Annotated in this window: 13 protein-coding genes; 8 read left to right on the top strand and 5 right to left on the bottom strand. The window is 45.2% G+C overall.

All coding sequences use genetic code 11. The annotated features are described in order from the left end of the window. Positions 1 to 655: 655 nt before the first annotated feature. Positions 656 to 2,404 carry a TonB-dependent receptor gene (locus DB398_RS04980; protein WP_108423310.1) on the bottom strand — a complete coding sequence of 583 codons (1,749 nt, stop codon included), beginning with the start codon at positions 2,402 to 2,404 and terminating at the stop codon, positions 656 to 658. A 12-nt stretch (positions 2,405 to 2,416) separates the two neighbouring features. Next, complete coding sequence (locus DB398_RS04975; protein ID WP_108423309.1) at positions 2,417 to 5,440, bottom strand: tetratricopeptide repeat protein; 3,024 nt, start codon at positions 5,438 to 5,440, stop codon at positions 2,417 to 2,419. Between the two features lie 327 nt (positions 5,441 to 5,767). On the opposite strand from DB398_RS04975, the gene DB398_RS04970 reads away from it, so the two are divergent. From DB398_RS04970 to ppgK, 5 genes are all read left to right on the top strand, one after another. Further along, positions 5,768 to 6,313: a LemA family protein gene (locus DB398_RS04970; protein WP_108423308.1), complete on the top strand. Its 546-nt coding sequence runs from the start codon at positions 5,768 to 5,770 to the stop codon at positions 6,311 to 6,313. 26 nt (positions 6,314 to 6,339) lie between these two features. Then, positions 6,340 to 7,431 carry a DUF3137 domain-containing protein gene (locus DB398_RS04965; RefSeq protein WP_108423307.1) on the top strand — a complete coding sequence of 364 codons (1,092 nt, stop codon included), beginning with the start codon at positions 6,340 to 6,342 and terminating at the stop codon, positions 7,429 to 7,431. A gap of 13 nt (positions 7,432 to 7,444) precedes the next feature. Continuing rightward, the gene (locus tag DB398_RS04960) at positions 7,445 to 8,542 is read left to right on the top strand and encodes a DUF3137 domain-containing protein (RefSeq protein ID WP_159076317.1); all 1,098 of its coding nucleotides are present in this window, start codon (positions 7,445 to 7,447) and stop codon (positions 8,540 to 8,542) included. A gap of 98 nt (positions 8,543 to 8,640) precedes the next feature. Next, positions 8,641 to 9,324, top strand: a complete 684-nt coding sequence (locus DB398_RS04955) for a cell division ATP-binding protein FtsE (protein WP_108423305.1) — start codon at positions 8,641 to 8,643, stop codon at positions 9,322 to 9,324. An 86-nt stretch (positions 9,325 to 9,410) separates the two neighbouring features. Beyond that, the gene (ppgK, locus tag DB398_RS04950) at positions 9,411 to 10,175 is read left to right on the top strand and encodes a polyphosphate--glucose phosphotransferase (RefSeq protein ID WP_108423304.1); all 765 of its coding nucleotides are present in this window, start codon (positions 9,411 to 9,413) and stop codon (positions 10,173 to 10,175) included. On the opposite strand, the gene typA is transcribed toward ppgK, so the two are convergent. The 3 genes from typA to DB398_RS04935 form a co-directional block, all read right to left on the bottom strand. Continuing rightward, entirely contained in the window at positions 10,172 to 11,971 is a 1,800-nt protein-coding gene (typA, locus tag DB398_RS04945) for a translational GTPase TypA (RefSeq protein WP_108423303.1), read from the bottom strand. The two genes, ppgK and typA, sit on opposite strands and share 4 nt — an antisense overlap. Positions 11,972 to 12,067: 96 nt before the next feature. Continuing rightward, complete coding sequence (locus DB398_RS04940) at positions 12,068 to 12,631, bottom strand: hypothetical protein (RefSeq protein WP_159076316.1); 564 nt, start codon at positions 12,629 to 12,631, stop codon at positions 12,068 to 12,070. 83 nt (positions 12,632 to 12,714) lie between these two features. Beyond that, positions 12,715 to 13,299, bottom strand: coding sequence for a hypothetical protein (locus DB398_RS04935; RefSeq protein WP_108423301.1), 585 nt, complete (start codon positions 13,297 to 13,299; stop codon positions 12,715 to 12,717). Between the two features lie 75 nt (positions 13,300 to 13,374). Here DB398_RS04935 and kdsA point away from each other — a divergent pair, with 75 nt between their 5' ends. The 3 genes from kdsA to DB398_RS04920 all read left to right on the top strand — a co-directional run bounded on the left by kdsA (position 13,375) and on the right by DB398_RS04920 (position 17,457). Further along, positions 13,375 to 14,193 carry a 3-deoxy-8-phosphooctulonate synthase gene (gene kdsA, locus DB398_RS04930; RefSeq protein WP_108423300.1) on the top strand — a complete coding sequence of 273 codons (819 nt, stop codon included), beginning with the start codon at positions 13,375 to 13,377 and terminating at the stop codon, positions 14,191 to 14,193. 154 nt (positions 14,194 to 14,347) lie between these two features. Further along, entirely contained in the window at positions 14,348 to 16,684 is a 2,337-nt protein-coding gene (locus DB398_RS04925) for a TonB-dependent receptor (RefSeq protein WP_108423299.1), read from the top strand. A gap of 56 nt (positions 16,685 to 16,740) precedes the next feature. Further along, the gene (locus DB398_RS04920; protein ID WP_108423298.1) at positions 16,741 to 17,457 is read left to right on the top strand and encodes a DUF4198 domain-containing protein; all 717 of its coding nucleotides are present in this window, start codon (positions 16,741 to 16,743) and stop codon (positions 17,455 to 17,457) included. Position 17,458 lies beyond the last annotated feature (1 nt).

Below are 17,458 nucleotides of genomic sequence, written 5' to 3'. Positions count from 1 at the left end.
AGGCCATAAAAATCCCCTCATTCTTTCTTTGTATAAATACTAGACAAAACTTTTTTTTAATCAACTTAACAATATGGGGGATTAAATTAAAAGTAGGAAAAATATAATTACGTTGTAAGAAAAGGTAAAAATTTTCCAGATAAAACATGATGAACTATTCCCTTTTAGCCAATCCAATTGTTAACGTTTTCTAATTAAGTTCAAAGCCTATAAAAGGGGTTGTGATAGAAATGGACCGAAATGAGAACACGACCTGTACACTCTGGGAACCGCATACGATGGTCCTTACGGTGTACCTGCTGTCCCTTATGCTGATTTCAAGTTTATTTGGCCAATACCCCAAGTAGAGGTGAATGCCAACCCAACTTTGGCAGAACAACAGAACCCAGGTTGGTAATCCCAACCGCCTAAAATATAAAACCCCGTGGGAAAGCCCACGGGGTTTTTTTTGTCAGTAAAATTCGCCTTTGCTGTTCTTGTCTAAAAATTTGTCGGTCCTAGTAAGTTTATATCGAAAACCAGAATTAGAAGCCTAATTTAAATCAGCTAACTTGACCCCTTAACTCATAACACGAAAATCCTCTGGATTGCAATCGGATTGACGTTGCCAAAAGAATTCTTTAGGCACAAGACGCTACATAAACAATCTATTTACTTAAAAATCAAACTTATAGGATACCCCTGCCAAGGCCTGAAAGCCCTGCACCCTGAAATTGGCCCAGTTTTGATAGTTGTTGTTGGCGATATTGGAAGCCTTCACAAAAATGGAAAGTTGTTCGTTGAACCGATATCCCACATGTGCATTGACATCAAAAAAGCCATCCAAGGTCACCTGTTGGAATTGCAACTCCGAATCAAGAGGGTCTATCACCTGGGACAACAGATCATCCCTCTCCCCTACATAGAACAGGTTGGCTCCCATGTACCATTGATCGCTGATTTGATAGTCCATGAACACAGAACCCTTTATGGAAGGTAGGTTCCAAGCCGGATTGTCCGTTTCGGTATCATAGTCATAAAATTCTCCATTGATCCCCAATGAAAAATTCCGGTTGATGTCCACATTGATTTCACCAAAAACACCCAAGGTCTTCACATCATCATAAAATACCTGAAAAGAATTGCCGTAGTAATAGCTTTTCTCATCATCCCTAAACGTATTGATGGGATTATGATAGAACAATGGCTTTCTGTTCTCGGCCATGTATGAACCTTTGATGTTATACCCCACATTGGAGGTCAACTGACCTTTCAGCCCCAAATAGCCTTCATACTGCTGATCGGTGGGCAGAATATCCAAGGTCGGCGACACATAAGGGTTTTCATCCACAAAATCGTGATAGGAATTTTGTTTCAACTGTCCCTCAATACCTCCATAGGCAATCACGTTCTCATCCAACACCCGATAAGAAGCGGTCACGGCCGGATAGATGTAAAAATTACTGTCGCTGTTTTCGGTGTCCAGACCATATACGATGTTCGCTCCCAAGTTCACGGTAAGGTCGTCTCGCAAAATGAGAAGGCTTGGGGTCACCCCCGCCTGTAAATGGCTGTAATTGATCTCCCCGGTATTGGTCGCATTGTTCAGCGATGCATTTTTGAAATTTCCGCCCACATAATCCAACTTGGCAGAAATGGTGATCAACTCCTCGGTAATGGGCAGTTCCAAGGTCGGGTTTATTACCACACGGTTTTCGGCGGATTCCGTGGCATCCCAAAAACGCCTCAAGAGCAGGTTCCCTTGTTTGAAAAAGGAATCCTCCATACTCAAATGGGCCTTTGCCTCTGCATTGAAATAATTTTGCTGTTCGTCCATGGAGGCAACAAGATCATCGCTATACACGTCGTTCTCTATCCCGTACCAGTTGTACAGTTGGTGTTGGAGCCCCACACTGGCACCCCAATCCATATATCTGTCCCTTTTGGCATAGGACGCATCAAACTTTGTGTTGTAGAAATCCGTTTCCAAGGGCGTGGAATCCAGATCGCCCCTTGATGAATTGTGGGTCAGGCCAAAATCCAATAGGTCCTCTCCCCTGTTGAACTCCCTGCTGGTATAAAAATCCACCAAGGCATTGTTATAGTTGCCCAATCCTACCGAAGCATACGAATTGTACAGCGTGGGAGGCGGGGTCTTCTTCACTCCCGATGCCTTTCCCTTCGCAGGGGTAAATGTGGACGCCACCGGCACGGAAAAAATACTGTAATCTATCTTCTTTTTTTGCAGCACGATGGAATCGTTCAGGTTGGGTGCCGATTTGATCTTGAAGGCATCTGAAACGGTCGGGGAATACGGTTTCACCACCGTTACCGTCTCCGTGCCAATATCATCGGTCTCCTGACCGAAAAGGGTTCCAAAAAGGCTCAAAAAAAGTAATGGAAATATATAGGTTCTCTTTTGCATGTTGTGTCTCGTTTAATTTTCGTTGGGATCTACGGATGAATTGCTCTCTGCTTCCTTCGTCTTGATCATGGCCAGTTCGCTCTTGGCCTCAGTGACAATCTCATCATAGTCCGAAAAATTGGAAATCACGCTTTCCAAAATGTACGTGGCCTGGAAGGCATCTCCCAAATTGTAGAAATTTTTGGCCATGATCACCAATCCCTTACCGGCCCATGTCTTGTAGGCCGAGTAATCCTTCGCCAATTTCTGTACCGATGTGTTGGAGGCCTCAAAATCGCCTTCCTTGTTTTTAAAGTAGGCATCGTAGTACCAAGATTCAGCAGCCAATTCTCCCGTTGCAATTTTCTTCACATCCTGATAGGCGGTCTTGGCCAAGGATTCATTTTCTGTGGCGATGGCCGAGCGTGCGATCATGATCTGCGCATCACTCTTGATCCTATCGTCAATTTTGGGGGCCTTCAACACCTTTTCGGCATAGGCTATGGTCTGCCCGTAGTCTTTTTGACCGTAATACCCTTTCATCAGATTGGATTGGGCAAAGGTCCTGTTCTCGGAAATATCGGCCGTCGTCTCCAATCGTTTCAGATAGGGAATGGCACTTTGATAATCTTGTTTTTCCACATAGATCTCACAGACACGGGTCAATGCCTGCTCGGTATATTCACCGTTCCCTCCATCGGCCACGGCTTTGTACCTTGGCAGGGCCTTGTCTTTTTGCCCCTTGGCAAAATAAAGCTGGGCCAAGGCAAAATTGGCGCTTCCGGAATGAAGGCCGTTCGGGAACTGTTTCAAATAGTCCTCATAGCCTTTGATGGCCACATCGGTCTTACCCTCTATCTGCTTCTTTTCGGCCGATTCAAAACTGGCATTGTCCAGTTCGGAGTCGGTCACTTCCACAAAATCCAAGTTTCTGGCCCATGCGGCATACTCGCTCACCCTACCTTCGTCCACATAGACCAATTTGGCCGTGGCTACCGCCTGCTTGGCCTCCTGGGTGTTCGGATATTTCTGCACCACTTCCTTCAACTTGTCCAAAGCCTGCTGGTTCCTACTGGCATTGTAGTGCACAAGGCCCTGACGCAACATGCCTTGGGGGGCAAACTTGCTTTTTGCATATTCGTCCACAAGACGGTCATAGGTGCGTAGACCCAAATTCTCCTGGTTGTTTTTGATATAGGAATTGCCGAGTTCAAAAAGGGCATCATCCCGCAGCGAAGAGTTGGGGTAACGTTCCAAAAACTCGATCAGCCCATCGATCTTGGCCGAGTTGTTGCCCAAAAACCCACTGCACAATGTTTTCTGAAACGCAGCATAGTCCCTTTCCGGTCCGTTCAACTTGGAAGATGCATCATAGGCGTTCATGGCAAACTGATATTTGCTGGTCACGAAGTAGCTGTCCCCCAAACGGAGATAGCCATCGTTCTTTCGGTCCTCATCAAGAGCGTTGGAATTGACCACGTTCTTGAAATAGGCAATTGCATTGTTGTAATCCTTCAGCTTGAAGTAACAATAGCCTAGATTATAATCCAATTCTTGGTATTCCGGCAATGTCTTGGATGCAGGAAGTTGCTGGAATTTCACAAAATCGACCAAGGCTTCTTGAAAACGGTTCAATCGATAGGCAGATTCCGCTTTCCAATATAAGGTCCTGGCCTCAAAAGTTGCATTGTCGGCACTTTTCAAAGATTTGGAAAAACGGTCCAAGGCCGCTTCATAATCGCCATCGATAAAAAGCTCCACCCCACGATAATAGGCCACTTTTTGATAGGTTTCCTTGCTCGCATAGTTCTTGTTCTTCTCCAAAAGCTGCATGGCCCCTTCAAAATTACGGGAAGTGATGTACGAGTCCACCAGAAGTTCCTGGATCTCCATTTGGTTCCCATCCTTTGGATATTTTTCCAAATAAGCGGTCAAAACCTGAGGAACAGGCTCGTAAGCATTGCCTATTTCGTAGCTCAATCTGGCGTAGTTGAGCATGGCATCTTTTTGAATCTCGGGACTGAAATCCATCTGCGAAGCATTTCGGAAGGCATTGAGCGCCTCAGGTTTCTTGTCCAACTTCAAATAGCATTCCGCCAAATGATAGTAGGCGTTCTGCGACACATTGTTGGACCCTCCAATGATCTTATTGAATTGCTGTATGGCATTCTGGTAGTCCCCTTGTTTGTAATGGCTGTACCCCAGCAAATAGTAATCGGTGTTGTTGAACTTGCCCCGTTTGCCCTTATAGCCTTCCAAATAAGGAATGGCCTTTCCATATTGTTCCAGATTGAAATAGCTCTCACCAATGATCTTGTTGAGCTCGGAAACTTCCTGCCGGTCCGATTTGGGCAATTGCTTTTCTGCCATGGCGATGGCCTCTTCGAACTTGCCCAGTTTAAAATTCAGATCGGCCTGGTAATAGGACAGCTTCTCATTGAGCAACTCTGGATCCGTTATCTGGTCAAAACGGGCACTGGCCTGGTTGTAGTCGTCCTGCTCGTAGGCAATGTATCCCAGGTAATACTTGGCCTGCGAACCATATTTTTGCGAGGTGGTGACCTTCGTCAGATAGCGTTCCGCCTCACCGGGTCTATTGGAAGCATAAAGGGCATAACCGTTATTGAAGTTGAACCGCTCTTTGTCCGCGTAGGACATGGAAGACTCGTCCACTTTTTTGTACCATTTAAGGGCAAATGGGTATTTTCCCGTCTCAAAATAATAATCGGCCACATCCAAAAAAGCGGAATTCCGCTTGGTGGAAGTGGGATATCGTTCCACAAAGTCCTCCATCATTTTGTCCGCTCCACGCTGGTTCAGGCGTATGGCGGCATTGGCGGCATAGTAGGCACTGTTGGCCTCCGTCTCGCCATCCTTGGTACTGGACTTAACCGTTTGGAAAATGGTCTGCGCGGCCTGGTACTGCTGGTTGTTGTACAGCGCCAAGGCATCTTGATAGGCTTTGTTTTCGTGGGTATAAATTTCGGTTTCCTGTGCACTGAGCACAAAAAAAGTTCCCAAAAAAATGGGAATCACAAAGAGGTTTTTTCGATTCATAGTGTTCTACGCTGTTCTCGACTGACTTTACACAATAACGTCAAAAGTAAGGCCAAAGTATGTTGGGTGTACAATATGTTCAATTTTCAATAGGTAAGATCTGTGGTATTGCCAATTATGATTACTTTTATTCCGAAAGGCTCAATGACCTCTAGAGCTTTTGGTTATCAAAAATAACAATGTTGTTGACATGAAACCTCTTCGGAGGCAACCATTGTTTTTGAAGACAATTCCATAACCCCACAGTACTGGTTTTAGACAACAACCTCTTCAGTCTTAGACCCATATATTTTCACATTTGAATCTTAATCCTAAAACAAGGAACGAATGACCTACGCCATCATCATTTTTGGAGCCCTGTTGCTCTTTACCATTTTTCTGTTCAACAATCTTATCGCAAAAAAGAACAAGGTTCATGAAGCTTATAGCAGTATTGATGTAATGCTCAAAAAAAGAACGGACCTGATTCCCCGTCTTGTAAACACCGTTAAAGGATACATGGAGCACGAACGTGCAACCCTGACAGAAATCACACAACTACGGGAAAAAGTCATGGCTGAAAATGTACAGCCCACTGCCCGATTCAATCTGGAAAGCCAGTTAGGGACGTTGTTGGAAAAAGTACAACTAAGGTCAGAAGCCTATCCAGATCTCAAATCAAATGAAAACTTTCTTATGCTCCAGGCTAGCCTGAACGAGGTGGAGGAGCAACTTTCAGCTGCCCGTAGGGCTTACAATGCAGCTGTAAACACCTTCAACAACACCTTGGAAATGTTTCCTTCCAATATCATGGGGAAAATGATGGGCTATTCCCAAAAAGAACTGTTCACTATCGAAACTGAAGACAAGGAAGCACCCCACATCAATTTCTAGGCAGAAGTCGTGACAAAATTGAGTTTATGGAAAAATCACTACTGCTCCTTCTTCAGAAAGCTGAGGTAAAAAGGAAGTACTATCGCTTTTTTAAGTTGTTTTATTTTTTTCAAATCCAAATCATCCTGTTGATTTTCGTGACAATCGCCTTTGCTCCACTATTACTGGATGGGTCAAGATTGGGGGAAACCTTTCAGGTCCATAATTTAGAAAGGTACCTTGTGCCCCACAAACTGTATTGGATCATTTTTTTTGTAAGCATGTTTGCGAGCATGTATTTCAAAGTCAGATATACACAACTTGAAAAGGAAGTAGTGCAAACCATTGTGCGTAAAATTGACAAAAGGTTGAAATTTGAGAACGACAATTCCATAAGTCTTCAAGAAATCGCCGATAGTGAAATCATTCTGCCCCCGGGTAAGGGCAAAAAACATTCAAATCACATAGAGAATCCGCCCCAAAGCATTTTAATGGGCCGCATTGGGCATACCACCATTCGCATAGGCAGCATAGACCTCTTCCACCAAAGGTCCAGAACAACTCTTTTATTGGTCCTGCCCATCATCAATATCATAGCAATTTTGGTGATATACCTCAGACCATGGTTTACTTCCAAGACTGTTGACCATGTTGGCAAAAACTTTACAGGAATGCTTGCAGTGGCCAACTTCAACAAAAAAATACATGGGGTAATAGTGGTTTTGCCTGATAAATTAGAGAAAAGAATTGGCTATTTGGCCAAGAGCATCCAATCGCTCAACCTCAAAAACAGACTGCTTATCCATCTTGAAAACACTGAGTTTGAAAAGGAGTTTGTTGTGTACGGAACCGATCAAATCGAAGCGCGCTACATTCTTTCAACTGCCATTATGGATCGGATCGTTGCTTTAAAGAAAAAAATGGGCAGACCCATCATGTTGTCCTTCAAAAATGACAAGCTGTACATCGCCATCGAACATCCGTATGGCTTTTTTAACCTACCCGAAAACAAAAATCTGGTCCACTCCAATGCACTGGAACTGTTCCATGAAAATATCGCCTGTGCCATTGGCATTGTAAAAGACCTTGACCTGAATACCAGAATCTGGAGAAAATCCAATGAAACAATCTTTCCATAATTATTCTGATCAAATGGACAATCATCCACATATCAAAGTACAACTTATGCCCTTGCTCCATCAAGCAGAAAAATTGAGAAAAAAGTATCGTTTTTACAACACGGGTAGCAATCTGATCATACTCATATTCGTACTGGGCATATTTTTCCTGCCACTATTCACCTATCTCAACAATGAGTGGATCACCGAAATGACCAGAGACGGCTTTGGGGCAACCTTCCAATTTTTTTTTATTCTGTACTGGGCATTCTATTTCATTTTCATGATAAGAGCGAACCGTCTTGGCATCAAATTCAAGAAAATCGAAAGTGAAGTTTTACCATCGGTATTGGACAAATTGATTTCAAATCTCAAATTCAATCCACAGAAACAGATTACCTCAGATGCCATCACCAAAAGTCAGTTGATGCCCACCTATTCCCAAGTGCCCGGCACTAAGGACAAGCACCAAAAAGCATATAATATGAGTGCTGGCCTTGTATCTGGCAAGATTGGGAACACATCAGTTGCCATGGGTGATGTGAAGATCATCAACCAAAGCATTTTTGGTTCCTATTTCATGTATATCCCACTATTCACCCATCTCTATTTTGTTTACAGCTATCTTAGACCCTGGTTTTCCAAGAATCACTCCGTTGACCAGATAGGACACAGTTTTATGGGCATGTTTGCCATCATCGATTTCAATAAAAAATTCAATGGCCATACGGTAGTCTTACCGGACAGACTCGAAAAAAGGATAGGGTACCTTGCCAAGACCATCCAGTCCCTCAAACTCAATCGGAGCCAATTGGTCAATCTTGAACATACTGGGTTTGAAGAAGAGTTTGTGGTCTATAGCACCGACCAAATAGAGGCACGCTATATTCTTTCGATTGCTTTGATGGAACGGATCGTAACCCTAAAACGAAAAGTGAACCGCCCCATTATGCTATCATTCATTGATGATAAATTGTACATGGCCATCCAACATCCTGATGGCTTTTTCAGTCTTCCACAGAACAAAAACCTGATCACTTCCAATGCGTTTGAACTGTTCCTTGAAAACATCTCCAATGCTATCGGGATTGTGGAATACCTAGATCTGAACACCAAAATCTGGAAAACGTGATTTATGTCCCATTTCTTGAAAAAAATGGGCTTTAACCATAAATTTTGATTTCAATCGCTTAATTTCAGATACTTTTGTACTGATTTTGAATTCAAATTATGCCCGAGACCATTGTAAAATTAGAGGACGTTGCCGTATTCCAAGAGGAGAACCTAGTACTGAACCATATCGACCTGGAAGTAAAGAAAGGGGAGTTTGTGTATGTGATAGGAAAAACGGGGAGTGGCAAAAGCAGTTTTATGAAGACCCTCTATGCCGATCTTCCCCTCAGGCAAGGGACAGGGCAAGTGGTGGATTTTGATTTGAAAACGCTCAAAGAAAAGGACATTCCCTTTCTGCGCAGGAAATTGGGCATTGTTTTTCAAGATTTCAAGTTGTTGCCCGATCGCAATGTGAACAATAACCTTCGCTTTGTCCTGAAGGCGACCGGATGGACGGAAGCCACCAAAATGGACGAAAAAATCGAGGCGGTACTGGACAAGGTCGGCATGAAGACCAAGGGATTCAAGTTTCCACATGAACTTTCGGGCGGGGAACAACAGCGCATTGCCATTGCCCGTGCCCTGCTGAACGACCCAGAGCTCATCCTTGCCGATGAGCCTACAGGGAACTTGGACCCCCAGACCAGCGTTGAGGTCATGAAGGTGCTCCAGGACATCAACCAAAATGGGCGGACCATCATCATGGCCACCCACGATTATGCCCTTATCCTCAAATATCCGCACAAAACCTTAAAATGTGACGGGAGCAAGGTTTTTGAGGTGGTACAAAAGGCTGTTTGACCCCTATTTCGGGATTAGATAACGGCTAAATCTTCAGACCCGAAAAGTTTTTTGTTTCTTTGTCTAAACAAAACACCCTTCCGTTTATGGAAATTCTTGGTATCGATATTGGAGGAAGTGGCATCAAAGGTGCCCTAGTGAATGCCGAAACCGGTGAAATGCTGACCGAACGTTTCCGTATCCCCACTCCAAAATCCAAAAAGCCCCAGGCCATGGCCAAAGTGGTGGCCCAAATTGTGGAGCATTTCAATTATACTGGTCCCGTGGGCTGTGGTTTTCCTTCCATAGTGAAAAATGGCGTGTGCTTGTCCAAGGGCAACCTTCACAAAAGCTGGGTGGGTGTGAACATCGATGAGCTCTTCACCGAAACTACCGGACAAGAATTTACGGTACTGAACGATGCCGATGCAGCCGGATATGCCTCCATGAACTACGGTGTGGGAAAAGGAAAAAACGGGTTGGTGATCATGATCACCATTGGCACCGGACTCGGCAGTGGTGCCTTTTTCAACGGGGTGCTCATCCCGAATTTTGAACTGGGACAGATTCCCTATAAAAAGCACAAGAAAATTGAAATTTGGGCCGCAGCTTCCGCCAAGGACAGGGAAGACCTGGACTATAACAAATGGGGCAAACGATTCAACAAGTTCTTGAAATTGGTGGAACTGATCGTAAGTCCCGACCTCATCATCGTTGGTGGGGGAACCTCAAAAGACTGGGACGAGTTCAGTCATATCATTGACATTGATACTCCAGTGATCAAAGCGGAACTGATGAACCACGCCGGAATCATAGGTGCGGCCGTGGCCTGCCTAAGGGAGCAGCACCACGGACATCTGACCAAAGGTTAAACTACCTTGTTTCGCTTTCTATCTACCTCTTTCAGGTAAATTTTCCGGATCCTAAGGTGTTTTGGGGTCACTTCGACGTATTCGTCCTTCTGGATATATTCGAGTGCCTCTTCCAAAGAAAACTTGATGGCAGGTACAATCTTTGCCTTTTCATCCGCTCCTGAAGATCGGACGTTGGACAGTTTTTTGGTCTTGGTCACGTTCACCGTCATATCATCACCACGTGAATTTTCCCCAATCACCTGACCTTCGTAGATATCCTCTCCCGGATCAATAAAGAATTTGCCTCTTTCCTGTAGTTTATCGATGGAATATGGAATGGCGGTACCATTTTCCATGGATACCAACGAACCGTTCAATCGCTGGGGGATGTCCCCTTTCAAAGGTTGGTATTCCAAAAAGCGGTGTGCCATAATGGCCTCTCCTGCCGTTGCGGTCAACAATTGGTTACGCAGACCAATGATTCCTCGGGACGGAATAAGGAATTCACACAGCATTCGGGAACCTTTGGCTTCCATACTGGTCATCTCCCCTTTACGCATGGATACCATTTCCACGGCCCTACCTGAAACTTCTTCGGGCAGGTCAATGGTCAAGTGCTCCACAGGTTCACATTTTACACCGTCTATTTCCTTGATGATTACCTGAGGCTGGCCTATCTGGACCTCGTAACCTTCCCTTCTCATGGTCTCTATCAATACCGAAAGGTGCAATACCCCACGGCCAAAAACCATAAACTTATCGGCACTGTTGGTTTCCTGTACCCTTAGGGCCAGGTTCTTTTCCAACTCCCTTTCCAAACGTTCCTTGATGTGCCTTGAGGTCACAAACTTTCCATCCTTTCCAAAAAATGGACTGTCGTTGATGGTAAAGAGCATGCTCATGGTAGGCTCATCAATGGCGATGGTCTTCAATTGCTCTGGGTTTTCAAAATCGGCAACGGTGTCACCAATCTCAAAACCTTCCATCCCCACAATGGCACAGATATCTCCTGCTACCACCTCCTGTACTTTTTGGCGTCCCAGACCTTCAAAGGTAAAGAGCTCCTTCACTTTGGTCTTGATGATTTTTCCATCCCTTTTTACCAAGGAAATGTTCTGTCCTTCCTTCAGCGTCCCTCTTTGCAACCTTCCAATGGCGATACGCCCCGTAAAAGAGGAGAAATCCAAAGAAGTGATCAACATTTGGGTGGTTCCTTGTTCTGGCTTGAACTCGGGCACATGCTCAATGACCATGTCCAAAAGCGGCTCGATGTTCTGGGTCGGCTTCTGCCAATCCGTGCTCATCCAATTGTTCTTGGCAGAACCATATACGGTTGGGAAATCCAACTGCCACTCCTCTGCCCCAAGTTCGAACATGAGATCGAATACTTTTTCGTGGACCTCTTCAGGCGTACAGTTTTCCTTGTCCACCTTGTTGATCACCACACAGGGCTTCAGACCAAGGTCGATGGCTTTTTGTAGTACGAAACGGGTCTGTGGCATGGGACCTTCGAAGGCATCCACCAACAACAGCACCCCATCGGCCATATTCAGCACTCGCTCCACTTCACCACCGAAATCGGCGTGCCCAGGAGTATCTATAATGTTTATTTTGGTATCCTTGTACACCACGGAAACGTTCTTGGAGACAATGGTGATCCCACGTTCCCGCTCCAGGTCATTGTTGTCCAATATCAGATCGCCCTTGTTCTCGTTGTCTCGGAACAATTGGCAATGGTACATGATTTTATCCACCAAAGTGGTCTTACCGTGGTCAACGTGGGCAATGATTGCAATATTCTTGATTTTGGACATAACCTGATTTTAAGGGCGCAAAGATACTGCTATTTTCCACTTGTCCATACATCCAAATGTTATTTTTATCTTATTGATTTAGTGGTAGTTTGAGAACTACAGACCCACGCACCAGCGTTTTTCGCTGATGATGAAACCAATACTGAGGTTTACAACGGGATAAATACCGCCTTTGAAGGGCCCTGCATAATAGCCAGCCCCTGCATCAATGGAAAAGCTAAGCCCTGAATTATAGCTGCGTTGTATACCATAGACCAAGCCTCCATACCCATGCACACCATCGACCAACTGCCCCTCCACCGTCCGTTCCCCCGGTGAAAAAAGGGCCACGGTGGGAGCGATATAGTTCCCTGAGTTTCCGTAAATGGACCTTCTGCGGTGGTAGCGTCCATCAAAATTGTGGTAATAGCGGTACTGAGCCGTAATAGCCGGGAAGAAATCCAGATTTTCAAGGTCAAGAGGTTCTGTATGGGAAGGTTCCAAGGCCACTTGCCATGCCACCCTAAAGTCCAAGGTGCTGTTCACCCCCACGCCCATTTCATATTCAAGTCCAGGATTGAAGATGTTGAGTTTGATCTGTCGTATCTCACAGTTTTTGCCATATTGGGCATGGCCCATCATTCCGCAGAACAACATCACCAACAAAAAGGAACGGCACATAGTAGGTCAATTTGGTCATCTTATAACAACGTCTTTTTCAAAATAGTATCTGAACCGGAAGATATCTTTGACAGCAGCAACTCCTAATCAAATTCAGGTTCCCTTGATTTTCGTTTGGTGGCGACCCATCCGAAGGTAAAATGGATCAATGGGCCATAGCCGTCGGGAACGCCATCGCCTTTGTAAAGTCCTGCTCCCAGTTCCGCATTAAAATTGAACCCATTCTTATACGTCCGTTGGATGCCATAGACCATCCCATAAAAACCAAGGTTGAAATCCTTTGGCCCCTCAATGTTGGTGGACACCCGCAGTTGCGAAAAGAAAATGGCCTGCGCCGCGGCAATATAATTGCCCGAATTTCCGGAAACATTCTTATCCATGCCTATCCGTCTCTGGAAATTGTGGTAATAGCGATACCTGTTATTCGATGTCAATCCAAAAGCGTAACCCTCCTCATACGTGGCCGTGGCCAGACCCAATCCGGTAGAGATACTTTGGTTTCGGAAGAGTCCCAATTCATAACTGAATCCCGGGCTCAATAGGTCGAACCTGACCTGATGACGTTCCAGATTGACCAGGTCAAAGGTTTTCCCGCGCTCTTGAAACTGGGCAAAAACCCCAAAACAACTTAAGATCAATACGGAAAAAACGAGTAGTTTTTGGATCATGATAGATGGTTTTGATGCCAATAAATCTAAAAAGGTTACCAAGCTTATGTAGTATATTTGTGCAAACTTTAAGATATGGACATCACCAAAATACCCCAGATAAAACATACGGACAGCAACAACTTTTTCCTCTTGGCAGGACCTTGCGCCATTGAAGGGGAGGACATGGCCATGCGGATTGCAGAAACCGTGGTCTCCATAACCGACAAGTTGCAGATTCCCTATGTGTTCAAAGGAAGTTTTAAAAAGGCCAACCGTAGCCGCATTGATTCGTTTACTGGCATTGGTGATGAAAAGGCGTTGAAAATCCTCAAAAAAGTTTCCGATACTTTCGGGGTACCCACCGTTACCGACATCCATGAAATTTCGGATGCCGCCATGGCCGCCGAATATGTGGATGTACTCCAAATTCCTGCTTTTTTGGTACGCCAAACCGATTTGGTGGTCGCCGCAGCTGAAACCGGCAAGGTCGTCAACCTGAAAAAAGGACAGTTCATGAGCCCGGAAAGCATGAAACATGCCGTGACCAAGGTCACCGAAACCGGGAACGAACAAGCTATCATTACCGATCGTGGAACCATGTTTGGGTATCAGGACATGATCGTGGATTTTCGGGGTATTCCAACCATGAAGAAATATGCCCCCGTGGTGCTGGATGTGACCCATTCTTTGCAACAGCCCAACCAATCTTCTGGTGTAACGGGCGGAAGACCCGCCTTGATAGGCACCATGTCCAGGGCAGGAATCGCTGCTGGGGTGGACGGACTCTTCATGGAAACCCACTTTGATCCAGCCAATGCCAAAAGTGATGGCGCCAATATGCTGGATCTAAGTTTATTGGAAAAACTACTGACCGATCTCACTGCAATCAGAACCACCATCAACTCGCTTTAGTACCCAAATTCCAAAATTTAATTCATTGAATTACAGGTAGATAAAAAATTTTTTAATCTTTATTTATAATTAGTCTAAATTTTCTTTGGCCAAACAAGTGTTGGGATTTACATTTGCATTCGAAAATTTATTTAGACCTATTATAAATAATAAAATGAAGAATATACTACTCATCCTTAGCTTTGTCACATTTTACAGTTCGCTGGCACAAACCGGCGGTATTTCTGGCAAAGTGACCGACCAAAGAAACAATCCATTGGCCAATGTGAACATTGCCATTTCCAGCACCAGTCTTGGAACAACCTCCGACAATTCGGGAAATTATCTTATCGAAGATCTGGCGCCCGGATCGTACACCCTTACCTTTTCCATGATCGGGTACACTACCCAGACCGCTTCAGTTACGGTCAGGGCCAATAGCACCACAAATGCTCCCTTGATCGTGCTGGCCGAAAGACAGGAACAACTGAACGAAGTGATTGTGGAAGGCCATCAAAATAAATATGTGGAGAACAAACCCTCCACTTCCCTTCGCCTGAAAACAGAATTGGTGAAACTTCCGCAAAACGTTCAAGTGATCAGCAGCGAGCTCCTCCAAGACCAACAGGTCACAACCATCATGGACGGACTTACACGTAACGTCAGTGGGGTCACCATGTTGGAACACTGGGGTCAATTTGCCCGAATCAACATGCGTGGTTTCCGCCTACCGGCATTCCGAAACGGTGTGAACGTGCAGGACAGTTGGGGACCTTTGGCAGAAGACATGAACACTGTGGAGCGCATAGAGTTCGTGAAAGGTCCTGCCGGTTTCATGATGTCTGCTGGAGAACCTGGTGGTTTCTATAATGTGGTCACCAAAAAACCAACAGAACAATTTATCGCGAACGCCTCTTTTTCTGCAGGAAGTTTTGACTTTTACCGCGGCACCGTGGACGTGGGTGGAAAAGCATCCAGCGACGGAAAGCTACTATATCGCTTCAATGCCATGTACCAAACCAGCGACAGCCACCGTGGCAATGAACAGGCAGACCGATTTGGATTTGCCCCTGCCCTAACCTATAAAATCAGTGACAAGACCTCCATCACTGCCGAGATGAACCTTCAGGATGCAGAGTCCTTCCTTGGAGCAGCATACATTTTTGCCCCGGTAACAGATGGTTATGGCAGCTTGCCACGCGATTTCAATTTTGTGGACACCAATTATCCCAAGACCGATATCCAAGAGGTTACCTTTTTCTTGAACGCCAAACATGAGTTTTCGGACAACTGGAGCGTAGAGGGACAATTGGCCTATCTGCGATATGATCAAGTTGGAAACTCTGCATGGATTGCAGGACTGGATAGCGACACGGGAGATGTGGTCAGATCTATTTCCCAATGGGATGCCCTATCAGTGGGCAAATATGCCCAATTGTATATCAATGGGGCCTTCCAGACAGGAACTATATCACACAAGATCCTAGGTGGTTTGGATTTCAGTGAAAAGGCATATTGGGCAGATTTCTCGGTTACCCTTCCTGTGGATACCACTACCCCTTTCAACATCTACAATCCTCAATATGGAGTAGTATTCCCAGAATTTGACCGCTCGGTGAACGTGCAATATCGCAATGGTGGACGCCCATATAGTGCCAATACCGTCCGAGGCTACTACCTTCAAGATGAGATCGGTTTCTTGGAAGACAAGATCCGCCTGACATTGGCCGGACGATACACCAATCTTTACACCCAAGGCAAAACCGAGCACGACAATGTGGTCACACCCCGTGTAGGACTTAGTGTGGATATCTTGCCCGACTTTGCCATTTATGGTCTTTACGACCAATCGTTCTTGCCACAGGCCGGTATCAGTGCCGATTTGGAGCCATTGAACGATCCTGTGGATGCCAATGACATTGAGGGAGGTATCAAAAAGACATTTTTCAACGGTAGGTTGAGGACTTCTTTGGGCGCTTTCCAGATTACCAAAGAGAACATTTTGACCGGAGATCCCGAGAATCCGAACTATTCCATCTATTTGGGCGAGGTCCAATCAAAAGGTATCGAATTTGACCTTCAAGGACAGGTAACTCCTGAATTCAATGTGGTCTTGAACTATGCTAACACCAAAGTTGAGGTGACAAAGGACACCAATCCTGACAGGGTGGGTACACGGGTGGCCGGACACGCCAAGCATGTGACCAACGGATGGTTGAACTATAATTTTGCACAAACCTCTGCTTTGAAAGGATTTGGGGCCTCATTGGGGTATCAATATCAAGTAGACCGTTCCACTTGGGCCTGGGCAGCCGACAACCAATCCGATCTTCCTGATTATTTCAGGTTGGATGGTGCACTATCATGGAGGAACAGCAACTTCAGGGTACAATTCAACATCAACAACATTTTGGACGAATATCTGTACTCCGGGGCCAATTATGGATCTTACCTATACTGGCAGTCGGAACCAGGGATCAACGGAAGAATCACCGTAGCCTATTCCTTTTAACCTAGACAATTTCACAAAGGCCCATGCGATAGTGTGGGCCTTAAAACATCAACATCATGAAAAACAAGATTTTATTCCTTTTTATCGGCCTTTTTGGTGCCATGACCGCACAAGCACACTACCTCTGGTTGGAGACCAAAGGCAGCGGCAAGCTGGGCGAAAAGCATGAAATCCGTGTCCATTACGGAGAATACACCTATGGTGTGATCGAACAAGTACAAGGAGAGGCATTTCCTTTGGTGTCCAAATTCAAGCTATGGCTCATTGCCCCAGATGGATCCAAAACAGAACTCAGCACCGAAGCCAAAGAGGACCATTATGTGGCCTATTTTACGCCTTCCCAAGATGGTGTTTATACGGCAGCCCTCAATAACAATGAGATCAACGTCATCGATTACACCCAATACGATTTTGGCATCTTCAAAACGCACTATCACTCAACAGCCAAGGTACAGGTCGGAAACACAAATGCCGATACCCAGACAGCCAATCCAAATGGTATTGTGGTAAAACAATTGGCCCACGACGGAAAAGAAATCAAACTTCAAGTGCTCTACAAAGGACAACCTTTGGCCAAAAATGAGCTCCAGGTCTATGTTGCCGACCTTTGGTCAAAGACCCTCTATACCGATGACAATGGCGAAGTTACTTTTGGTTTGCCTTGGGAGACCAAATACATTGTGGAGACCACCATCAAGGAAGAGGTTCCCGGAACCTACAATGGCGAAGACTACCAGTTCATTTGGCACTGCGCCACCTATTGCATAAAATAAA

This window comes from Flagellimonas amoyensis (genome assembly GCF_003058265.1).
In the GTDB taxonomy this organism is placed as follows: Bacteria; Bacteroidota; Bacteroidia; order Flavobacteriales; family Flavobacteriaceae; genus Flagellimonas; species Flagellimonas amoyensis.
The sequence above is the reverse complement of the archived record's forward strand: the minus strand, read 5'-3'. Positions and strand labels throughout refer to the sequence as shown.